The 20,226-nt window shown below is 66.2% G+C and carries 18 protein-coding genes and 1 pseudogene; 6 read left to right on the top strand and 13 right to left on the bottom strand.

Features of this window, described 5'->3' with window-relative positions; translation table 11 throughout:
* Nucleotides 1-121: 121 nt before the first annotated feature.
* Entirely contained in the window at nucleotides 122-910 is a 789-nt protein-coding gene (locus HAV18_RS13560; protein WP_122948127.1) for an IclR family transcriptional regulator, read from the bottom strand.
* Between the two features lie 227 nt (nucleotides 911-1,137).
* Here HAV18_RS13560 and pcaF point away from each other — a divergent pair, with 227 nt between their 5' ends.
* The gene (gene pcaF, locus HAV18_RS13565) at nucleotides 1,138-2,340 is read left to right on the top strand and encodes a 3-oxoadipyl-CoA thiolase (RefSeq protein ID WP_166956407.1); all 1,203 of its coding nucleotides are present in this window, start codon (nucleotides 1,138-1,140) and stop codon (nucleotides 2,338-2,340) included.
* Between the two features lie 111 nt (nucleotides 2,341-2,451).
* Here the strand turns inward: pcaF and HAV18_RS13570 are convergent, their stop codons facing one another.
* The 3 genes from HAV18_RS13570 to HAV18_RS13580 form a co-directional block, all read right to left on the bottom strand.
* A complete protein-coding gene (locus tag HAV18_RS13570) occupies nucleotides 2,452-2,952 on the bottom strand; it encodes a DUF523 domain-containing protein (RefSeq protein WP_407062424.1) in 501 nt (166 codons plus the stop codon).
* A 117-nt stretch (nucleotides 2,953-3,069) separates the two neighbouring features.
* Nucleotides 3,070-3,630 carry a GNAT family N-acetyltransferase gene (locus HAV18_RS13575; RefSeq protein ID WP_166956413.1) on the bottom strand — a complete coding sequence of 187 codons (561 nt, stop codon included), beginning with the start codon at nucleotides 3,628-3,630 and terminating at the stop codon, nucleotides 3,070-3,072.
* Nucleotides 3,627-4,484, bottom strand: coding sequence for a class I SAM-dependent methyltransferase (locus HAV18_RS13580; protein ID WP_166956416.1), 858 nt, complete (start codon nucleotides 4,482-4,484; stop codon nucleotides 3,627-3,629). The genes HAV18_RS13575 and HAV18_RS13580 overlap by 4 nt, the downstream gene beginning before the upstream one ends.
* 324 nt (nucleotides 4,485-4,808) lie before the next feature.
* Here HAV18_RS13580 and HAV18_RS13585 point away from each other — a divergent pair, with 324 nt between their 5' ends.
* Nucleotides 4,809-6,353, top strand: a complete 1,545-nt coding sequence (locus HAV18_RS13585) for a PAS domain-containing methyl-accepting chemotaxis protein (protein ID WP_166956419.1) — start codon at nucleotides 4,809-4,811, stop codon at nucleotides 6,351-6,353.
* A 71-nt stretch (nucleotides 6,354-6,424) separates the two neighbouring features.
* Here HAV18_RS13585 and HAV18_RS13590 read toward each other — a convergent pair whose 3' ends face one another.
* Entirely contained in the window at nucleotides 6,425-6,883 is a 459-nt protein-coding gene (locus tag HAV18_RS13590) for a hypothetical protein (RefSeq protein ID WP_243771619.1), read from the bottom strand.
* Between the two features lie 56 nt (nucleotides 6,884-6,939).
* Between HAV18_RS13590 and HAV18_RS13595 the strand changes: the two are divergent.
* Nucleotides 6,940-7,218 (top strand): annotated as a pseudogene (locus tag HAV18_RS13595) (hypothetical protein); the annotation flags it as partial.
* A gap of 71 nt (nucleotides 7,219-7,289) precedes the next feature.
* Here HAV18_RS13595 and HAV18_RS13600 read toward each other — a convergent pair.
* The 4 genes from HAV18_RS13600 to HAV18_RS13615 form a co-directional block, all read right to left on the bottom strand.
* Nucleotides 7,290-7,739 carry a hypothetical protein gene (locus HAV18_RS13600; RefSeq protein WP_166956792.1) on the bottom strand — a complete coding sequence of 150 codons (450 nt, stop codon included), beginning with the start codon at nucleotides 7,737-7,739 and terminating at the stop codon, nucleotides 7,290-7,292.
* Nucleotides 7,740-7,807: 68 nt separating this feature from the next.
* Complete coding sequence (locus HAV18_RS13605) at nucleotides 7,808-8,299, bottom strand: hypothetical protein (RefSeq protein ID WP_243771620.1); 492 nt, start codon at nucleotides 8,297-8,299, stop codon at nucleotides 7,808-7,810.
* A 624-nt stretch (nucleotides 8,300-8,923) separates the two neighbouring features.
* Nucleotides 8,924-10,393 carry an NADP-dependent succinate-semialdehyde dehydrogenase gene (gene gabD, locus HAV18_RS13610; RefSeq protein ID WP_166956422.1) on the bottom strand — a complete coding sequence of 490 codons (1,470 nt, stop codon included), beginning with the start codon at nucleotides 10,391-10,393 and terminating at the stop codon, nucleotides 8,924-8,926.
* Between the two features lie 89 nt (nucleotides 10,394-10,482).
* Nucleotides 10,483-11,772 carry a 4-aminobutyrate--2-oxoglutarate transaminase gene (locus HAV18_RS13615; protein WP_208101912.1) on the bottom strand — a complete coding sequence of 430 codons (1,290 nt, stop codon included), beginning with the start codon at nucleotides 11,770-11,772 and terminating at the stop codon, nucleotides 10,483-10,485.
* Between the two features lie 120 nt (nucleotides 11,773-11,892).
* Here HAV18_RS13615 and HAV18_RS13620 point away from each other — a divergent pair, with 120 nt between their 5' ends.
* Nucleotides 11,893-13,404 carry a PLP-dependent aminotransferase family protein gene (locus HAV18_RS13620; protein WP_166956428.1) on the top strand — a complete coding sequence of 504 codons (1,512 nt, stop codon included), beginning with the start codon at nucleotides 11,893-11,895 and terminating at the stop codon, nucleotides 13,402-13,404.
* 118 nt (nucleotides 13,405-13,522) lie between these two features.
* Here HAV18_RS13620 and HAV18_RS13625 read toward each other — a convergent pair whose 3' ends face one another.
* From HAV18_RS13625 to HAV18_RS13635, 3 genes are read right to left on the bottom strand one after another with little or no spacing between them, the layout of a single operon-like run.
* Nucleotides 13,523-15,013: a YfcC family protein gene (locus HAV18_RS13625; RefSeq protein WP_166956431.1), complete on the bottom strand. Its 1,491-nt coding sequence runs from the start codon at nucleotides 15,011-15,013 to the stop codon at nucleotides 13,523-13,525.
* A 29-nt stretch (nucleotides 15,014-15,042) separates the two neighbouring features.
* Nucleotides 15,043-15,816 carry an IclR family transcriptional regulator gene (locus HAV18_RS13630; protein WP_166956434.1) on the bottom strand — a complete coding sequence of 258 codons (774 nt, stop codon included), beginning with the start codon at nucleotides 15,814-15,816 and terminating at the stop codon, nucleotides 15,043-15,045.
* Entirely contained in the window at nucleotides 15,813-16,712 is a 900-nt protein-coding gene (locus HAV18_RS13635) for an N-formylglutamate amidohydrolase (protein ID WP_166956437.1), read from the bottom strand. Before HAV18_RS13635 ends, HAV18_RS13630 begins: the two co-directional genes overlap by 4 nt.
* A 350-nt stretch (nucleotides 16,713-17,062) precedes the next feature.
* Here HAV18_RS13635 and HAV18_RS13640 point away from each other — a divergent pair, with 350 nt between their 5' ends.
* Nucleotides 17,063-18,166, top strand: a complete 1,104-nt coding sequence (locus tag HAV18_RS13640) for a porin (protein ID WP_166956440.1) — start codon at nucleotides 17,063-17,065, stop codon at nucleotides 18,164-18,166.
* 32 nt (nucleotides 18,167-18,198) lie between these two features.
* On the opposite strand, the gene HAV18_RS13645 is transcribed toward HAV18_RS13640, so the two are convergent.
* Complete coding sequence (locus tag HAV18_RS13645; protein WP_166956444.1) at nucleotides 18,199-19,035, bottom strand: DMT family transporter; 837 nt, start codon at nucleotides 19,033-19,035, stop codon at nucleotides 18,199-18,201.
* 115 nt (nucleotides 19,036-19,150) lie between these two features.
* Here HAV18_RS13645 and selD point away from each other — a divergent pair, with 115 nt between their 5' ends.
* Nucleotides 19,151-20,215, top strand: a complete 1,065-nt coding sequence (selD, locus tag HAV18_RS13650) for a selenide, water dikinase SelD (RefSeq protein WP_166956447.1) — start codon at nucleotides 19,151-19,153, stop codon at nucleotides 20,213-20,215.
* The last annotated feature ends 11 nt before the right edge of the window (nucleotides 20,216-20,226 follow it).

Here is a 20,226-nt window from a genome sequence, read left to right on the forward strand (position 1 = left end):
GGTACGGCGGCGAGTGGGCGGCTGTTCCGGACAATGCCGTCGCGGCGGCCAACACATGGCGCCGCGCGTCGTTTCACGCCGCGCGGCGTGGACGCACCCGTACCCGCGCGCGGATCGGCATTCACCCCCTTCGTGCCACCAGCTCCGACACCGTCTGCGCGGCCTGCTGCAGCGGCCCGAGAAACTCCTTCACCATCTGCTTCGCGGTATGCCGTTGCGCGTTGCCGCTGATGTTCATCGCCGCGATGATCTGCCCGCGCCGGTTGCGGATCGGCGCGGACAGCGACATCAGGCCCACTTCGAGTTCCTGGTCGACCACGGCCCAGCCCTGCTGGCGCACCTGTGCGATCGCCGCCTTCAGTTCGCCGAGATCCGTGATCGTGCGCGGCGTATGCGCGCGGATGCCGCTTTGCGCGAGCGTTTCGTCGAGCGCGGCGTCGTCGAGCGCGGACAGCAGCACGCGGCCCATCGACGTGCAGTACGCGGGCAGCCGGCTGCCGATCGACAGGTTGATCGTCATGATCTTGCGGGTCGGCACGCGCAGCACGTAGACGATCTCGGTGCGGTCGAGCACGGCCGCCGAGCAGCTTTCGTGGATCTGCTCGGACAGTTGCTCCATGACCGGATCGGCGAGATTCCAGAACGGCATCGACGTGAGGTACGCAAAGCCGAGCTCGAGGATCTTCGGCGTGAGCCGGAACAGCCGGCCGTCGGCCTCGACATAGCCGAGCGTCTGCAGCGTGAGCAGGATCCGGCGCGCGCCTGCGCGCGTGAGCCCGGTGGCCGAGGCGACCTCGGTGAGCGTCTGCTCCGGACGGGCCGCGTCGAACGCGCGGATCACCGCGAGGCCGCGCGCGAACGACTGGACGTAGGAGTCGCCGGGTTTCGTCTGAGTATCTTCGGTTGTCATGAGCGCCAGGAATATCGTGCAGCCGAGAAGATAGCGCATGGGGCCTGACACGCCAACCGCACGGCGGACCGGGCGCTTGACAGGTCGTCCCCGCACTCCCTATGATGCGTTGAACGTTCGATACACGATCTTATGTTCGTATATAGAACATTTAAGCGCATCCCGGCGGGCAATGCAAGGGGCGCGCCCTGTTCATTTCCCACCCAGTCCTGGGACCGGAGACACTGATGACCGAAGCTTTTCTGTGTGATGCGATCCGTACGCCGATCGGGCGTTACGGCGGTGCACTGTCCGGCGTGCGCGCCGACGATCTGGGCGCGGTGCCGCTCAAGGCGCTCGTGGAGCGCAATCGCGACGTCGACTGGACGGCGATCGACGACGTGATCTACGGCTGCGCGAACCAGGCCGGCGAGGACAACCGCAACGTCGCGCGCATGTCGGCGCTGCTCGCGGGGCTGCCGCAGGGCGTGCCGGGTTCGACGATCAACCGCCTGTGCGGTTCGGGGATGGATGCGGTCGGCGTGGCCGCGCGTGCGATCAAGTCCGGCGAAGCCGCGCTGATGGTCGCGGGCGGTGTCGAGAGCATGACGCGCGCGCCGTTCGTGATGGGCAAGGCCGCGAGCGCGTTCGCGCGCCAGGCCGACATCTACGATACGACGATCGGCTGGCGCTTCGTCAATCCGTTGATGAAGCAGTTGTACGGCGTCGACTCGATGCCGGAGACGGGCGAGAACGTCGCCACCGATTACAACGTCAGCCGTGCCGACCAGGACCTGTTCGCACTGCGCAGCCAGCAGAAGGCCGCGCGCGCGCAGCAGGACGGCACGCTCGCCGAGGAAATCGTCGCGGTCACGATTCCGCAGAAGAAGGGCGACCCGGTCGTCTTCTCGCGCGACGAGCATCCGCGCGAAACGTCGCTCGAAGCGCTCGCGAAGCTGAAGGGCGTCGTGCGTCCGGACGGCACGGTGACGGCCGGCAACGCGTCGGGCGTCAACGACGGTGCCGCCGCGTTGCTGCTCGCGAACGAGGAAACCGCGAAGCGCTTCGGCCTGACGCCGCGCGCACGTGTGCTGGGCATCGCGACGGCCGGCGTCGCGCCGCGCGTGATGGGCATCGGCCCTGCGCCGGCGACGCAGAAGCTGCTCGCCCGGCTCGGGATGACGATCGACCAGTTCGACGTGATCGAGCTGAACGAGGCGTTTGCATCGCAGGGTCTCGCGGTGCTGCGCATGCTCGGCGTTGCCGATGACGATCCGCGCGTGAACCCGAACGGCGGCGCGATCGCACTGGGTCATCCGCTCGGTGCATCGGGCGCCCGGCTCGTGACGACCGCGATGTACCAGCTGCATCGCACGAACGGCCGCTTTGCGCTGTGCACGATGTGCATCGGCGTCGGCCAGGGCATCGCGATCGCGATCGAACGCGTCTGATCGGCGTGACGTGGCGAAGCGGCTGCGCACGTGCCGCCGCTTCGCGGCTTCACCGCGTCGCCGTATCCGAATCGATGCGCGGCACGAGGGTTCTCGTGCCGCGCATTGTCGTTAACCGGCCTGCGACAGTTGCTTGAGGCGCGCATCGAGCGCGTCGATCTCGGTGTCCGCGAACACTTCGATCCCATGCTCGCGCAGCAACGCCGCCGTGACACCGGCGCCCGCGTGCCGCCGGTTCTCGAAACTCCCGTCATAAATGAACGTGCTGCCGCACGACGGACTGCCGTCGGCCAGGATCGCGAAGCGGCAATCGTGCGTGCGCGCGAGGGCCAGCGCGGTTTGCGCGCCGGAGACGAACGGCGCCGTCACGTCCGTTCCGTTTACGTCGACGATGCGCGCGGCGCCCGACAGCACCTGCTGCCCCGATTCGCCGCCGGCGATTTCGGCGGGCGGGCGCGGCACGCTGAAGCCGCCGGCCAGTTCGGGGCAGACGGGCACGAGGCGCCCTTCGCGCTGCCACCGTTCGAGTGCCTCGTGCGCGGCAGTCTTGGCCGAGCCGTTGTAACGGACCGGATGACCGACCACGCACATGCTGACGAGGATCTTCGGCATGGCTTGCGGCTGTGCTTCGTTCTGCAATTTCGCTCTCCGTGATTCCGTGATTCCGCGACGGCCGATCGCGGCTGGGGCAACGCGGGAATGTCCACGCTTCACCCGTGTGCCGGTGCGTCAGGCCGCCGGTCCTTCCAGATGAATGTCTTCCGGCTCGAGCGCGTAAAGCGCCGGGTCGGGCGATGCGCTGACCGTGAAGCCGAGCCGCAGGTAGAAGTCGATCGTACGCTGCGACGGCGTCGCGGACACATACAGGCGTGCGGCGCCCATCGCGCGCGCTTGCTCACGGGCCGCGCGGTAAAGCTGCTCGCCGAGGCCGCAGCCGCGCCAGTCGCGGCTCACGTGCAGGAACTTCAACTGCAGCATGTCGCGGTGCGGGCCGAGCGGCCGGCTGTCGACGACGACCGCCGCGACGAGCCGTGCACCGTCGAACATGCCGAGGCACCAGCCGCCGCGATCGTGACAGTCGAGCAGGATCGGCGTGTAGTGGTCGGCTTCGCCGTCCGGCCAGCCGCCGACGTCGTAGAACTCGGGAACGAGATGCAGCGCGCCGTCGCGCAGCACGTACAGGTGCTCGATGATCTCGCGTCGGTCAATGGTCCACACGAGCGGCACCTCGTCGCGTGCGAGCGGGCGTGCGGAAAGCGCGTCGCGTTCGGCGGCGGTGCGGCGCGTCATGCGGCCTCCCGATGCGCGGCGATCGCATACATCAGCGGCAGGCTCGGCATGTGACCGGGCGGCATCATCCGGCGGCCGTCCAGCTCGCGCATGCCGTCGAAGCCCTTCCAGCCGTTCGCGTACGGATATTCGGTCAGGCGGTCGATCGCGAGCCCGGCCGACACGAGTGCGTTCACGACTTCGCCGATGCCCCACATGAACTCGTAGCTCGGATGCGGGTTCGCGAAATCGATGACACCCGGATGGTCGTGCTGCGCGCCGAGCCCCGTGCCGGATGCGGCGACGTAATCGCCGACGCCTGCCGGCTCCTCGGTCGCGTCGCTCTTGAAATAGTCATAGTGCGGCTTCCAGTGTTCGTCGAAATACAGCGCGAACGGATGGAACTCGACCATCGCGAAACGGCCGCCCGGCGCGAGCAGCGCGGCGATCCCGCGCGCCCACGCGTTCAGGTCGGACAGCCAGCAGATCGCGCCGTACGACGTGAACACGCGATCGAAGCGCTCGCCGCGCGCGGCGGCCTCGGGCATCCAGTCGAGCACGTCGGCGCGCTCGAAACGCGCGGGCAGGCCCGCGTCGGCCGACAGTTGCCGTGCGAAGGCGATCGCTTCGTCGGAGATGTCGACGCCCGTCGCATCCGCGCCGTCGCGCACGAGGCTCAGCGTGTCCTGCCCCGCGTTGCACTGCAGGTGCAGCAGCCGCAGCCCGCTGACGTCGCCGAGCATTTCGCGTTCTTCCGGAAAGAGCGTCGAGCCGCCCGCGCGGAAAAACGCGGCCTGGTCGCCTTTATGGCTGTTATGCGCGACTGTCGCCGTATTCCAGGACAGCCGGTTCAGTTCGTGCAATGCCTTTTTCATCGAATTCGAATGCCGGTTGAATGGAGCAGGATAGACGGAATCGTTTCGCCGCGTGCAATGGCCGACGGCATTGACCTGCCGCGCGACGTGGCAGGGCAGCGTGACGTGACATCCGGATGAACATGCGCGGCGATTATTGCCGGATTATTTGATCGAAATCATGGCGGCGGCCGAAATGAATATTTTATGCGATGAAGGGGTAAGGTTTTTCCCCAATATACCGACAGTAAGATGAAGACTGTCGTAAAGCGATAAACCGTTTTTCGGCTACTGAGCGTGATTTCAGCGCGACGCGGACGATAGATCCGCCTTTCGGAGCCATGCATGCGCAATAACCAGCCCGTTACCCAACAGGAATTCGATTTTCCCGACGACGTCACCCTGATGTCGACGACCGATGCAGACAGCAACATCACCTACGCCAACACGACGTTCGCGCAGGTGAGCGGCTTCACGAACGAGGAACTCGTCGGCCAGCCGCACAACGTGGTGCGCCACCCGGACATGCCGCGCGAAGCGTTTGCCGACATGTGGGCGACGCTCAGGCGCGGCGAGCCGTGGACCGCACTCGTGAAGAACCGCCGCAAGAACGGCGATCACTACTGGGTGCGTGCGAACGCGATTCCCGTGATGCGCAACGGCGAGCCGCAGGGCTACATGTCGGTGCGCACGAAGGCGCCGCACGACGAGACCGAAGCCGCCGATGCGGTGTATCGCGCGTTCTGCGAAGGCAAGGCCGGCCAGCGCCGGTTTCACAAGGGGCTGGTGATCCGCACGGGTCTGCTGCGCATCGCGTCGCTGTCGCAGACGATGTCGGTGCGCGCGCGCGTGCATTCGGCGCTGTGCGTGCTTGCCCCGGCGGTGGTCGGCGCGGGCTGGGCATGCGGGCTCGACGGCGGCGGGCTCGCGGCGTTTGCCGGCGTGACGGTCGGCGTGGCGGCGGCGGCCGGCCTGTGGCTCGATGCGCAGATCGTGCGTCCGCTGAAGCGGCTGCACGATCAGGCGCTGAACGTCGCGACCGGCGAAAGCCGGCGCGGCGCGCGGATGAACCGCGTCGACGAGATCGGCATGACGCTGCGCACGATCAACCAGCTCGGGCTGATGTTCCGCTGGCTCGTCGACGACGTCAGCGAGCAGGTGCACAACGTGCAGCGCGCGAGCAACGAGATCGCGCAGGGCAACAACGACCTGAGCGCGCGCACCGAACAGGCGGCGTCGAGCGTGCAGGAGACGGCCGCGTCGATGGCCGAGATGACGGCGACCGTGTCGAGCAATGCGGAGACGGCGCTGCAGGCGAATCAGCTGTCGGTTTCCGCAAGTGACGCGGCCGAGCGCGGTGGGCAGGTGGTGGGCGAGGTCGTCACGACGATGAGCGACATCACTGCCAGCTCGCGCAAGATTGCCGACATCATCGGCGTGATCGACGGCATCGCGTTCCAGACCAACATCCTTGCGTTGAACGCGGCCGTTGAAGCGGCGCGCGCAGGCGAACAGGGGCGCGGCTTCGCGGTGGTCGCGGGCGAGGTGCGGGCGCTCGCGCAGCGCAGCGCGAACGCGGCGAAGGAGATCAAGACGCTGATCGGCGCGAGTGTCGATCGCGTCGAATCGGGTGCGCGGCGTGTGGACGAGGCGGGCAAGACGATGGAGGACATCGTCACGCAGGTGAAGCGCGTGTCGGATTTGATCGCGGAGATTAGTTCGTCGACGGCCGAGCAGAGTACGGGCGTCGCGCAGGTCGACCAGGCGGTGGTGCACCTGGACAACATCACGCAGCAGAACGCGGCACTGGTCGAGCAGAGCACGGCGGCGTCGGAGAGCCTGCAACAGCAGGCGACGCGGCTGGTGGATGCGGTGAACGTGTTTCGGTGATGGCGCGAACGTGCGAGGCGGGAGGACGGCGGCCCGCATCGCGCGGGCCGGTGTGAGTACGTCGTGCTACGTCATTGCGCCCTGGGTATGGGATTCAGGTTCGGGCAGCAGTGGTTTGGGCACCCCGGACCGAATGTGATCTCGACGCGCCGCCCGTTGTCGTCAAACTCGCTTGCGGGAAACGGCAATTTGTAGAGTCGCGCGATCATCGAGTTTCGTTCGCCCCGAATCAAAAACTGATCCAACGCGCTCTTAACGTTCGCTGCACGTCGGTGCGCAAGCTCTTGCGCGTTTCGTTCCGTCGGTTCGGCTAATCCGATAACTGACACCACATCGACAATGGGGAAGCGATTGCGCATGTCGTTCGACCATACGGAAAGCTTCGCCAGTTCGGCGGTAGATAGGTCGCTTGAATTGTTGTCGAACCGGACATCAAAATCCCAACCGGGCATGTTCGAAGGACCGTCGCACGCGAACGCCGTATGTGCGCAGCTCAACGCGAGTGCGGCGGCAGTGACGAGCTTATTCAATGTCAACGACGTACCCCGCGATGCTGTCGGCGTTGTGGAGCAAGAACGCCCGCGTCCGAGGAGGTTCCGTGGTCAATTGCGAGCGCTCGCGCAGCGCGCACGCGGCCAAGGAGATCAATACGCTGATCGGCACGAGCGTCGAGCGGGTCGAATCGGTTGCGCGGATCGTCGACGGCGCGAGCAAGACGATGGAGGGCATCGTCACGCAGGTGAAGCGTGTGTCGGATTTGATCGCGGAGATCCGTTTGTCGAAGGCCGAGCAGCGTGCGGTGGCGTCGGAGAGCCTGAAGCAGCAGGCGACGCAGCTGGCGGAGGCGGTGAACGTATTTCGATGATGGCGTGAACGCTCGAGGTAGGAGGAAGGCGGCTCGCATTGCGTAGGCCGATGTTGTGGGTGTCGCGTACATCATTGCGCCCTGGGTATGGGATTCAGGTTCGGGCAACAGTGGTTAGGGCACCCCGGACTGACGTTCACTTCGACGCGCCGCCCGGATTGACCGAACTCATCCGGCTTGAAAATTTTTCCCGCCAAGGCGCTTTTCTCGCCACGGATCGAATGCCGATCCAGAACAGCCATCACGTTTTCTGCTCGTCGCGTTGCAAGCTGTTGCGCGTCGCGTTCGGTTCGTTCGGCCAGTCCGATAAGCCATATCGTGTCAATGCTCGGAAAGCGCCTGTGCATGTCGCTCGACCATGCCGATAACCTCGACAGTTCGGTCGGAGAAATCGCACTCGAATCCGCATCGAAAACAATATCGATGTAATGGGCGGGCATGTTCGACGCACCGTCACAGGCGAACGCTGCATGTGCGCAGCTCAACGCGAGCGCGGCGGCGGTTAGGAATTGAGTCGCCATCGATATCGTACCCGCAGCGCTGTTGGTATTTTGGAATGAGAACAGCCGCATACGCGAGCGTTCCGTGGTCATCGATTGATGAGCTTGCTGTGTGGCGTTACGCGAAGGTCGTCACACATCCATGCGCAGCTACCTTTACATATCGGCGTAAATTCCACGATTATTTGATTGGTTTTTATTGTTCCGTCAGGTCGTCTCGTAATCATTTCGTCAGTGAATGTCTTTTTGTCGATAACGATATGATCGACGCTGATTCCAAGGTGTTGCAAGTATTCCTTTACGTTTTCTCCACGCGTATCCTTCAGTATTTCGATGTTCTTCTCATAAACGAAGGCGCCTGCAATTATTGTTGCTTGAATTTTCACATTCGGCCAACTCTTTGCCGCGATGACGCTATCGGCTATCGCCACTCTGTCTGCATTAGAAAGTGTGGTTGTGTTGAATGGAAGTTGCAACTGCGCTTCCTCGCCTATCGTGCATGCCATCGCTACGTTCGACAGCATCGACGACAGCGTGAAAAGGAACGCAGCAACACCGTATCGAAGTGAGTTCATGTTCATTGTGTGATCGTGTCGTCAGAGGTTGCACTGTAGCCAGTGAAGCTGCCGCCATACATGAGGTCATCGGAATCGAATGTGTCTGGATAGTAGGTGCATTCGTGGATCAATACCTTTTACAGACAGTGGCCGGCAAGATTTTCTCTGTCTATAGAACGAGTACGATTCTTATTTTGGAATCCGACGAAAGTCGATGATGTGAACCGTCATCGAGGCTGAAGCGAAGGGAGATCGAGCAGAACACGGCCGGATGTGTAACCTCCCGTACGTCATGCCGGCAACTGTTGACGTGTGTCACGGCACCACCCGCTGCAACGGTGCCTGACTGCACAGACTCTGCACACACCGGGCCGTCGGCTGAAGTGTTCATACGCGGGCAAACCAGATCGAGGCGGAACACTCAACCCAGCGGCATGCAGCGAAATGAGAAACGAGACTTGAACGAAATTGGCGCGCGATATGGGGTATCGGCGGATACAGCGATCGAAATCGGGTGCGCAGAGCGGGGCGATCTCGTGCGTATGAAGATGACGCGGGCACGGCGGAGAGGGACACCGGCCCGCGTCGGACCGCCCGGTTCCGGCCGGGCGGTCAGGGCCTGCCACTGACGCGGCAGGCCCTGAACCGTCAGACGGCGAGGCAGAGGTACTTGATCACGACGTAGTCGTCGATGCCGTAGTGCGAGCCTTCGCGGCCGAGGCCCGATTGCTTCACGCCACCGAACGGCGCGACTTCGTTCGAGATCAGGCCCGTGTTCACGCCGACCATCCCGTATTCGAGCGCTTCCGCAACCTTCCACACGCGACCGATGTCGCGGCTGTAGAAGTACGCGGCGAGGCCGAACTCGGTGTCGTTCGCGAGACGGATCACTTCATCGTCGCTGCCGAACTTGAACAGCGGCGCGAGCGGCCCGAACGTCTCTTCCTTCGCGACCTTCATCGCCGGCGTGACGCCCGTCAGCACGGTCGGCTCGAAGAAGCCGTGGCCGAGCGCATGGCGCTTGCCGCCGGTCACGACGGTCGCGCCCTTCGCGAGCGCGTCCTCGATGTGCGCCTCGACCTTCAGCACCGCCGCTTCGTTGATCAGCGGGCCCTGCGTGACGCCCGGCTCCGTGCCGCGACCGACCTTCAACTGGCCGACGGCTGCCGCGAGTTTCTGCGCGAACTGGTCGTACACGGCCTCATGCACGTAGAAGCGGTTCGTGCACACGCAGGTCTGGCCGCTGTTGCGGTACTTCGATGCGATCGCGCCCTGCACGGCCGCGTCGAGATCGGCGTCGTCGAACACGATGAACGGCGCGTTGCCGCCGAGCTCCAGCGACACCTTCTTGACCGTCGCCGCGCATTGCGACATCAGCAGGCGGCCGACCGGCGTCGAGCCGGTGAACGACAGCTTGCGCACGATCGGGTTCGACGTCATTTCGCCGCCGATCGCCTTCGGGTCGCCCGTGACGACGCTGAACACGCCGGCCGGCACGCCCGCGCGCTCGGCCAGCACGGCCATCGCGAGTGCCGAGAACGGCGTCGCTTCAGCCGGCTTCACGACGATCGGGCAGCCTGCGGCGAGCGCCGGGCCGACCTTGCGCGTGATCATCGCCGCCGGGAAGTTCCACGGCGTGATCGCCGCGCACACGCCGATCGCTTCCTTCGTCACGACGATGCGCTTGTCGCTCGCCGGCGTCGGGATCGTGTCGCCGTACACGCGCTTGCCTTCCTCCGCGAACCATTCGAGGAACGATGCGGCATAGCCGATCTCGCCCTTCGCTTCTGCCAGCGACTTGCCCTGCTCGGTCGTCAGGATCAGCGCGAGGTCGTCGGCGTTTTCCATCATCAGGTCGTGCCACTTGCGCAGGACGACCGCGCGTTCCTTCGCGGTCTTCTTGCGCCACGCCGGCCATGCGGCGTTCGCGGCTTCGATCGCGTGACGCGTCTCGGCCGTGCCCATCGCAGGCACGGTGCCGAGCAGGCCGCCCGTCGCCGGGTTGCGGACGTCGAACGTCTCGCCGTTCGTCGCGCCTTGCCATTCGCCGTTGACGTACGCCTGCTGGCGGAACAGCGACGGGTCTTTCAGTGCCAGGGTTTCCTGAACCGTGCTCATATGAATCACCTGCTTCGAAAAGGACGGATAAAACGGCCGCCGCCGTCGTGAAGACGGCGGCGGCGCATTCAATTGAAGTCGACGGGAACTCAGGCCGGCACGCCGACCGTTTCCTTCAGCACTTCCTCGAGGATCACGAGCGCTTCGTCGAACACGGCTTGCGGGATCGTCAGCGGGAACAGGAAGCGCACGACGTTCGAGTACACGCCGCACACGAGCAGCAGCAGGCCGCGCTCGAGCGCGCGCGTCTGCACGCGCTTCGTGAACTCGGCATCCGGCTCGCCCGAACCCGGCTTCAGGAACTCGACCGCGATCATCGCGCCCGGGCCGCGCACGTCGGCGATCTGCGGCACGTCGGCCTGCAGTGCGTTCAGCTTCGCCTTCAGCACGTCGCCGAGTTGCGTCGCGCGCTCGCACAGCTTCTCTTCGTCGATGATCTCGAGCACCGCGTGCGCCGACGCAACGGCCAGCGGGTTGCCTGCGTAGGTGCCGCCGAGGCCGCCGGGCGCTGCAGCGTCCATCAGGTCCGCACGGCCGACGACGCCCGACAGCGGCATGCCGCCCGCGAGGCTCTTCGCCATCGTGATCAGGTCAGCGAGCACGTCGTAGTGCTGCATTGCGAACAGCTTGCCGGTACGCGCGAAGCCCGTTTGCACTTCGTCGGCGATCAGCAGGATGCCGTGTTCGTTACAGATCTTCCGCAGTGCGCGCACGAATTCGGCCGGCGCCGCGTAGAAGCCGCCTTCGCCCTGGACCGGTTCGAAGATGATCGCGGCGACGCGCTTCGGATCGATGTCGGCCTTGAACAGCATCTCGATCGCCTTGATCGAGTCGGCCGTCGTCACGCCGTGCACGGCGTTCGGGTACGGGGCGTGGAACACGTCGCCCGGGAACGGGCCGAAGTTCAGCTTGTACGGGGCGACCTTGCCGGTCAGCGCCATGCCCATCATCGTGCGGCCGTGGAAGCCGCCCGAGAAGGCGATGACGCCCGGACGGCCGGTAGCCGCACGTGCGATCTTGATCGCGTTCTCGACGGCTTCGGCGCCGGTCGTGAAGAACGCGGTCTTCTTCGGGAAATCGCCCGGCGCGCGGTCGTTGATCTTCTCGGCCAGCTCGACGTACGACGCGTACGGGACGATCTGGTACGCGGTGTGCGTGAAGTTGTTCAGTTGATCCGAAATTGCCTTGACGATCTTCGGGTGGCGGTGGCCGGTGTTCAGCACCGCGATGCCGGCGGCGAAATCGATGAAGCGGCGGCCTTCGACGTCCCACAGTTCCGCGTTCTCGGCGCGGGCTGCGTAGAAATCGCACATCACGCCGACGCCGCGCGGGGTGGCGGCGTTCTTGCGGGCCTGCAGGTCGGCATTCTTCACGGTCATCTCCTTGATGTTCTATCCGGTGAGTAGGGAATCGGGCGCGTTGGCAGCCCATGGAGGCGACTATAATCACATTTGGCTCTGGCAATCAGAGCCATTTCAATAAATATTCAGGAGCCAATCATGCGCGCGAGCGTGTTGTCGGACTGGCTGGCGCAGCGCCTCGTGCGCGGCGGCGAACAGCCGATCTACCGGCAGCTTCACCGGCTGCTGCAACAGGCGATCCTGTCGCGCGAACTGCCGGCCGGCACGCGTGTACCGTCGTCGCGGCTCCTCGCCGCCGAACTCGGGATCGCGCGCAACACGGTCACGCAGGTTTACGAACAGCTTGCGCTCGAAGGCTATGTGAACTCGGCGACCGGCCGCGGCACCTTCGTCGCCGACAGCGCGCCGGACGAGATCGTCGGCGCGCCGTCCGACGCGGCCGCCGCACACCCGGCGCTCGTGCAGCCGTCCGCGCGGCGGCTGTCCGCGCGCGGCACACGGCTCGTCGAAGGGGCCGGCGTGTCGAAACGGCAGGGCGGCGCGTTCATGCCGGGCGTGCCCGATGTGTCGCGATTTCCGGCGCGCGTGTGGACGCGGCTGCACAACAAATACTGGCGGCGGTTGCGCCCCGACCTGCTGACCTACGCGCCGGGTGGCGGGCTCGCGCTGCTGCGCGAGGCGCTGGCCGACTACCTGCGCACGTCGCGCTCGGTGCGCTGCACGCCCGAGCAGATCGTGATCACGACCGGCATCCACCAGTCGATCGACCTCGCCGTGCGGCTGCTGACCGACCCGGGCGACGCGATCTGGACCGAGGATCCCTGCTACTGGGGCGTGCGCAGCGTGCTGAACGTGTCGGGGCTGACGACGCGGCCGATCCCGGTCGACGAGGAAGGGATCGCGCCGTCGGCCGCCGATCTCGCCGAACCGCCGAAGCTGATGCTCGTCACGCCGTCGCACCAGTACCCGCTCGGGATGGTGATGAGCCTCGCGCGGCGGCGGATGCTGCTCGAATACGCGCGTCAGCACGGTTGCTGGATCATCGAGGACGACTACGACAGCGAATTTCGTTACGGCAGCCGGCCCCTCGCGTCGCTGCAGGGCCTCGACACGGCCGGGCAGGTGATCTACGTCGGCAGTTTCGGCAAGACGCTGTTCCCGGGGCTGCGGGTCGGCTACCTGGTCGCGCCCGAGCCGCTCGCGGAAAGTTTCGCGACTGCGAGCGCCGAGCTGTATCGCGAAGGGCAGTTGCTGCAGCAGGCGGTACTTGCCGAATTCATCGCGGAAGGGCACTTCGTGTCGCATATCCGCAAGATGCGCACGCTGTACGGGCAGCGCCGCGAGATGCTGCTCGACGCGGTCGCGCAACGCTACGGCGACACGCTGCACGCGCTCGGCAGCGATGCGGGGCTGCATCTCGTCACGCAGTTGCCGGAGGGTGTCGACGATCGCGCGGTCGCGCAGGCTGCGCTCGAACGCAATATCGTCGTGCGACCGTTGTCGGGCTACTACGCGGACCGCGAACGTGCGGCGTCGGGGTTGCTGCTCGGTTATGCGTGCGTGCCGGAGGACGAGATCGCGACGGCGTTCGCGACGCTCGCCGAGGCGATCGACGAGCGGGCGTTCGGTGGAGCGGTAGCGGTGGCTTGAACGGCCCTTTCGGTTGCGGCATTGGGTTGCGATGCCCGCCGCCGCCATCGAGCCGGGTAGGGGGCACGCGCTGCGCACCGCCGAGCGCACGCGCGTTTTGCCGACCCTGTCGCGAACCTCAATACCCGATCCACACCGCGAACGTCAGCACGACGCACGACAGCGCGAGCAGCGTCAGGAACAGCGGCAGCACGAAGCGGATCCACGCGCCGAAATCGACGCGCGCCGTTGCCAGATACGCGAGCAGCATCCCGGACGTCGGCGTGACGAGGTTCGTCAGCCCGCCGCCGAGCACGAACGCGAGCACCGACGTCTGCCCGCTCACGCCGGAGAGCTGCGCGATCGGCCCGATGATCGGCATGCTGACCGCGGCCTTGCCCGACACCGACGGAATGAAGACGTCGAGCACCATTTGCACACCCATCAGACCGTTCGCGACCCACACCGGCGATTGCCCGTCCGCGAGCCGCGTGAAGAAATGGATCAGCGTGTCGAGCACGAGGCTGTTCTGCAGCAGCAGTTCGACGGAAGCGGCGAGCCCCATCAGCAGCGCGGCGAGCATCATGTTCTTCATCCCGTCGACGAACGCATCGGCCGCGCTGCGCGAATCGAGCCGGCCGATGACGGCCGTCGCGATGCTCACGGCCGCGTAGAACGCCGCGAGTTCGACGTTGCCCCATTTCAGTTCGCGCGTGCCGTAGATCAGCATCGCGACCGCCGCGGCGAACACCAGCAGCGTCGCCTTGTGACGCAGCGACAGCTTCGCGGCCGCTTGCGCGGCGTGGCCCGCCGCGGTCTGCCCGGCCCGATAGCCGGTGTTGCGCACGTAGCGCAGCAGGTACAGGATGCCGATCGTCAGGAATACGACGAATACGGCCGCGCGCAGCGCAACGCCGCTGAACAGCGGCACGCCGACGAGCGGCTGTGCGACGGCGAGCGCGAGCGGGTTCGTGACCGACGCGATATAGCCGATCTTCGCGGCGAGCGCGACGAGCGCGACCGCGAACAGGTCGGAGAGCCCCAGGCGCCGGGCAATCACGACCACCATCGGAATGATCACGAGATACTCGGAGATGAAGCCGAGCAGCGTGCTGCCGAGCCCGATCAGGATCATCAGCAGCGGCGTCAACAGGTACGCATTGTTGCCGGTGAGCTGCAGCAGCCGGTCGATGCCGGCATCGACGACACCCGTGCGGCGCATTACGCCGAACATCCCGCCGACGAACATCACCATCACGATCAGCGGTGCGTTCTTCAGCAGCCCTTGCGGCACCGCGACGAACGCGGAGACGAGGCTTGCCGGCAGCGCCTGCGCGGACGTGCTGTGGCTGACGGCCGGCGCAACGAGCGTCGTGAGCGCAGTCGTCTTCGGTACCATGTGATAGGTGCCGGGTACGACGAGCCGGCCGTTGCGGGCGAACTGGCCCGAGTCGACGAGCCACGTGAGTGCGATCGCGGCGGCGAGCACCCACAACATCATCACGACGGGGTGCAGCATCTTGCCGTGCGGATGCGGCGCGTGAGCGGCAGGCGCCGCGGGATCGTCGGCCGCACGTGCGGCGGTGTCGGTGCCGGGCGCGCCGGCCGGGTTCGGGGAAGAAGCGGACATCGGATCCTCGTCGAAGAAGAAGCGGGCCGTCAGGCCGGTTGCAGCGCGGCGCGCGCCGGGACGTAGCCGAGTTCGGCGGAAATGGCGAGGCTGCACGCCTGCAGGCGTTCGAGATAGTCGGGAATGTCGGCGTGGCTCACGCGCACCTCGGGCCCCGTCACGCTCACCGACGCGACCGTCGCGCCCGTCAGGTCGTGCACCGGCACCGCGATCCCGACCGCGCCGGGCGTCACCTCGCCGCTGCTCACCGCGTAGCCCTTGCGCGCGACCGCGTCGAGTTCGGCGGCGAGCTTCGCCGGGTCGTCGGCCTGGCCGTTGCGGCGCAGTTGCGCGAGATATTCGTCGCGCACGGCATCCGGCGCGAACGCGAGCAGCACCTTGCCCGATGCGCCGAAATTGATCGGCCGGCGATTGCCGACCGCGCCGACGGTACGCACCGCGTGCGTGGTTTCGCATCGCGCGACGCACACCGATTCGAGCCCTTCGCGCACACGCAGCACGATGGTCTCGTTGATCGCCTGGTTGAGCGCGAGCATGTGCCGGTGCGCGGCGCGCACGAGCGCGTTCTGCTGCGATGCGGCCACGCCGATCACGAACGCCTGCGGGCCGAGCGCATAGGTGGACGTGCGCGGGTCCTGCACGACGAAGCGGTGCAGTTCGAGCGTGCACAGCATCCGGTAAGTGCGCGACTTGTTGATGCCGAGTTGCGACGCCAGCTCGGTCACGCCGAGGTGCGGATGCTCGGCCACGTAGGTCAGCAGCTTCAGCGCGCTGTCGACGGCGTCGACGATGTAGGTCGTCATGCTGTCTCTCCCTGCGGTGCGATGCGCGCGCGGACGTAATCGGCGAGCGCGTCGAGATACGCGTCGACCGAGCGCTTCAGCGTGGCGAAGCCCGCGTGTTTCGCGAACGCGGCCTCGTCCATGTACAGCGCGCGGTTGAATTCGATCTGGATGCTGTGGCGCTGCCGGGCGGGATCGGCGAGCGCGGTCAGCAGGTCGCCGCCCTGGTACGGGTCGTTGACCTGCACGCGATAGCCGGCATCGGCGAACCATTGCGCGGTCCACGCGGTGAAGGCGGGATCGGCGGTCGTGCCGCGCCGGTCGCTGACGACGACGTCGGGCCGCAACGCACCCGCGTCGACGTTCATCGCGTTGCCGCGCGACTTCATCGAATGGCAGTCGATGTGCCACAGCGCACCGTGCGCGGCATGCAGCGGCTCGGCGATGCCGGCGAGCGCGCGGCGGTACGGCAGGTAGTACGCGTCGATCCGGTGACGCACTTCCGCGAGCGACAGCTTGCGGTCGTACAGCGGCACGCCGGGCAACGCGTCGCGCCGGATCAGCCCCATCCCGCGCTGCGTATACGGCTGCGGCGCGAGCGGCTCGGGCCACGGCTCGGCGAGCAGCGTCGCGTCGATGTCGGTTTCCGCGCGGTTCGGATCGATGTACGCGCGCGGAAACGTCGCGCCGAGCAGCGTGCCGCCGCGCGCGGCGGCGCCGGCCCACAGTTCGTCGATGTACGCGTCCCAGGTCGTGCGGATCGCGTCGTCGGGCGCGACGGTGGCGAAGTCCGGCGGATAGGCGATGCCGCTGTGCGGCGAGTCGACGACGATCGGCAGGGCCGGCACCGTCGGCGTCGCGACGAAATGCGAGGGCGATGCGCCGGCAGTCGCGTTGTTGCAATTAAACGTCAGCATGGGGATCAGGTTCTTTACCTAGTTTCTTGGAGCGTCTCGTTCGTTTGTTTTAATCATTAAAACAGCGTATCAATATTTCACAACGACTGAAAATCGCGGTCAAGGGCTTTTTGCGATACCGGGATTACGCGTCGCGACCGGTCTGTCATGCCCGTGGTTATTGGGCTTGTTTCGTTCCTCGAAACGCGTTGCGATTCAGGGGTATTTGACTCCCGCGTGCGATTTTTGGCATCGCTTGACGCTTCAAATCGCCGAATTCGACAATTAATAAGACGATGTTTTATTCAATAAAACACGTTAAGGGCGAGATAAATCGCTCCCCATATTCAATCGACAAAAAGGGGTCGGAGATGAAGCGGAAAGGGATGACGGTCGCGCTGGCGGGTATCGCAATGGCGGCAGGCGCGACGCATGCACAGGCGCAGTCGAGCGTGACGCTGTACGGCGTGGTCGATTCGGGGATCACGTACACGAACAACCAGAACGGCCACGCTGCGTGGCAGGCGACCGGCGGCAACGAGCAGGGCACGCGCTTCGGGCTGCTCGGCAAGGAGGAACTCGGTGGCGGCACGCGTGCGGTGTTCCGGCTAGAGAACGGCTTCAACATCGAGTCGGGCGCGGCGAGCCAGGGCGGCCGGCTGTTCGGGCGCCGGGCGTACGTCGGGCTGGAAAACGACCGCTGGGGCACGCTGACGATGGGCCGCCAGTACAACGCGGCGCAGGAAGTGCTGGAGCCGCTGCAGATCGGCGCGACCACCGCGCTCACGCAGTACGCGCTGCATCCGTTCGATACCGACGACCTGAACAACACGTTCCGCACCAACAACTCGGTGCAGTACCAGACGCCCACGTGGTACGGGCTGCGCGCGGTCGGCCTGTACGGCTTCTCGAATTCGACGTCGTTCTCGCAGAACCGCGTGTGGAGCATCGGTACGAGCTACGAGAACGGGCCGCTGCAACTCGGCGCAGCGTACGTGCGCGTCGATCATCCGGCGCTCGACACGACCGGCGCGGCGGCGTCCGACAACTACTACACGTTCATCAAGGGCGTGACGCGCCAGCAGATCTGGGGCGCGGGCGGCGCGTATGCATGGGGTGCCGCGACGTTCGGGCTGCTGTACACGAGCTCGCTGTTCAACCTGCAGACGGGCGGCGCGATGCGCTTCAACAACTACGAAGGCAGCGTGCGCTACCTGATGACGCCCGCGCTGCAGTTCGCGCTCGGCGAAACCTATACGCAGGTGCTCGCGTCGCAGGGGCCGAAGCCGAGCTCGCACTACCTGCAGACGAGCGTCGGCGCGCAGTATTTCCTGTCGAAGCGCACCGATGTCTACGTGAACGCGTTCTACCAGCGCGCTTCATCGAACACGGTGGCCGCGATCGAAGGGATCTCGAATCCGTCGAGCACGCGTACGCAGATCGTCGCGGTGACAGGTATCCGCCACAAGTTCTGACACGGCGGCGGGCAGCGGGCCGGGCGCGCCGCCTAGAGGCGGATCAGCGCCGCGCCCGCGACCACCAGCGCACACGCGGCGAGCCGCTGCGCGCCGGGCCGCTCGCGCATCACGAGCCAGCCGATCGCGACCGCGAAGATCGAGCTCGTTTCGCGCAGCGCCGACACCGTCCCGACCGGCAGGTACCGGTACGCGAGGATCACGATCCCGTACGCGGCGAGCGAGATCGTGCCCGCGATCGCGCCCTGCGTGAGTGCGGTGCGCGAGCCGAGTACCGCGCGCGGGCCGCCACGCACCGCGCAGACCAGCACGAACTGCGGCACGCTCCACAGCACGTACACCCACGCGATGTAGCCGAGCGCACTGCCGGATGCGCGCGAGCCGATGCCGTCGCAGATCGAATATGCGGCGATGAACACACCCGTGAGCAGCGCAAACGGCACGCCTTCGCCGGAGAACCGGAAGCCGCGCCGCAGCGCGAGCGACATGATGCCGAACGACACGAGCGCGATGCCAGCGAAGCCGAACGGTGTCGGCTGTTCGTGGAGGAAGGCGAGCGCGAGCACCGACACGAGCAGCGGCGAGATCCCGCGCGCGATCGGATAGATCTGGCCGAACTCACCGCTGCGGTATGCGCGCGCCAGCGTGAAGCAGTACGCGACCTCGAGTGCGGCCGACGCGGCGATGTACGGCCACGCGGCGGGGGCCGGCGCGGGCAGCAGCGCGGCGCCGACCACGCCGAACGCAAAATAGGGCAGCGACATCGTGCCGAGCTGGACGAGCCGGTCTTCACTGACGTGGAGGAAGGCATTCCAGATGGCGTGCAGTAACGCGGAGCACAGCACGAGGCCGATGAAGAGGTGGTCCATGGACAGAGGTATGGAAGGCGGCGGGAGCGGGGAGCGCGCTGTCATTATGTGGGTATCGGGCGCACTCGCACGGAATTGTCGATAATGGCGTGTTGTTATTCACCGGATGCCGACGATGACCGAAGCCACCCAAGCCCAGCCTGCCGTTCCGCGCCTCACGAGCCTGTCGCATGGCGGCGGCTGCGGCTGCAAGATTGCGCCGGGCGTGCTGTCCGAGCTGCTGAAGCGCGCGACGCCGCCCGCGCTGTTTCCTGATCTGCTGGTCGGTACCGAGACGTCCGACGACGCGGCCGTCTACCGCCTCAACGACGAGCAGGCGATCGTCGCGACCACCGACTTTTTCATGCCGATCGTCGACGATCCGTTCGACTTCGGCCGCATCGCCGCGACCAACGCGCTGTCCGACGTCTATGCGATGGGCGGCAAGCCGATCCTCGCGCTCGCGCTGGTCGGCATGCCGATCAACGTGCTGCCGCACGAGACGATCGCGGCCGTGCTGCGCGGCGGTGAATCGGTGTGCGCGGACGCCGGCATTCCGGTGGCGGGCGGCCATTCGATCGATTCGGTCGAACCGATCTACGGGCTCGCGGCGATCGGCGTCGTGCATCCGTCGCGTGTGAAGCGCAATGCGGCCGCGCGTGCGGGCGACGTGCTCGTGCTCGGCAAGCCGCTCGGTGTCGGCGTGCTGTCGGCCGCGCTGAAAAAGAACCAGCTCGATGCCGCGGGTTATGCGCAGATGGTCGCGACGACCACCAAGCTGAACCGCCCGGGCACCGAACTCGCCGCGCTGCCGGGCGTGCACGCGCTGACCGACGTCACGGGCTTCGGGCTGCTCGGCCATACGCTCGAGCTCGCGCGCGGCGCGCACCTCACCGCCCGCGTGCACTATGCGTCGCTGCCGTGGCTCACGGGCGTCGAGGCGTTCGTGGCCGACGGCGTGTTCACCGGCGCGTCGGGCCGCAACTGGGCCGCGTACGGCGCGGACGTGCAACTGGCCGACACGCTGCCGCCCGTCGCGCAGGCGCTGCTGACCGATCCGCAGACGTCGGGCGGCTTGCTGGTCGCATGTGCGCCCGAGGCCGTCGACGACGTGCTCGCGTGCTTCCGTGCCGACGGCTTCGACCGCGCGGGCGTGATCGGCGAGATGGTGGACGGGCCTGCGCGCGTCGATGTCGCGTGACGCCGAATCGC

Source organism: Burkholderia sp. D-99 (assembly GCF_011605345.1).
In the GTDB taxonomy this organism is placed as follows: domain Bacteria; phylum Pseudomonadota; class Gammaproteobacteria; order Burkholderiales; family Burkholderiaceae; genus Burkholderia.

Bases quoted from the DNA above. Each gene is read 5' to 3' on its own strand.
- HAV18_RS13560 (WP_122948127.1), bottom strand. From the start codon at position 910: ATGACAACCGAAGATACTCAGACGAAACCCGGCGACTCCTACGTCCAG.
- pcaF (WP_166956407.1), top strand. From the start codon at position 1,138: ATGACCGAAGCTTTTCTGTGTGATGCGATCCGTACGCCGATCGGGCGT.
- HAV18_RS13570 (WP_407062424.1), bottom strand. From the start codon at position 2,952: ATGCCGAAGATCCTCGTCAGCATGTGCGTGGTCGGTCATCCGGTCCGT.
- HAV18_RS13575 (WP_166956413.1), bottom strand. From the start codon at position 3,630: ATGACGCGCCGCACCGCCGCCGAACGCGACGCGCTTTCCGCACGCCCG.
- HAV18_RS13580 (WP_166956416.1), bottom strand. From the start codon at position 4,484: ATGAAAAAGGCATTGCACGAACTGAACCGGCTGTCCTGGAATACGGCG.
- HAV18_RS13585 (WP_166956419.1), top strand. From the start codon at position 4,809: ATGCGCAATAACCAGCCCGTTACCCAACAGGAATTCGATTTTCCCGAC.
- HAV18_RS13600 (WP_166956792.1), bottom strand. From the start codon at position 7,739: ATGGCGACTCAATTCCTAACCGCCGCCGCGCTCGCGTTGAGCTGCGCA.
- HAV18_RS13605 (WP_243771620.1), bottom strand. From the start codon at position 8,299: ATGAACATGAACTCACTTCGATACGGTGTTGCTGCGTTCCTTTTCACG.
- gabD (WP_166956422.1), bottom strand. From the start codon at position 10,393: ATGAGCACGGTTCAGGAAACCCTGGCACTGAAAGACCCGTCGCTGTTC.
- HAV18_RS13615 (WP_208101912.1), bottom strand. From the start codon at position 11,772: ATGACCGTGAAGAATGCCGACCTGCAGGCCCGCAAGAACGCCGCCACC.
- HAV18_RS13620 (WP_166956428.1), top strand. From the start codon at position 11,893: ATGCGCGCGAGCGTGTTGTCGGACTGGCTGGCGCAGCGCCTCGTGCGC.
- HAV18_RS13625 (WP_166956431.1), bottom strand. From the start codon at position 15,013: ATGTCCGCTTCTTCCCCGAACCCGGCCGGCGCGCCCGGCACCGACACC.
- HAV18_RS13630 (WP_166956434.1), bottom strand. From the start codon at position 15,816: ATGACGACCTACATCGTCGACGCCGTCGACAGCGCGCTGAAGCTGCTG.
- HAV18_RS13635 (WP_166956437.1), bottom strand. From the start codon at position 16,712: ATGCTGACGTTTAATTGCAACAACGCGACTGCCGGCGCATCGCCCTCG.
- HAV18_RS13640 (WP_166956440.1), top strand. From the start codon at position 17,063: ATGAAGCGGAAAGGGATGACGGTCGCGCTGGCGGGTATCGCAATGGCG.
- HAV18_RS13645 (WP_166956444.1), bottom strand. From the start codon at position 19,035: ATGGACCACCTCTTCATCGGCCTCGTGCTGTGCTCCGCGTTACTGCAC.
- selD (WP_166956447.1), top strand. From the start codon at position 19,151: ATGACCGAAGCCACCCAAGCCCAGCCTGCCGTTCCGCGCCTCACGAGC.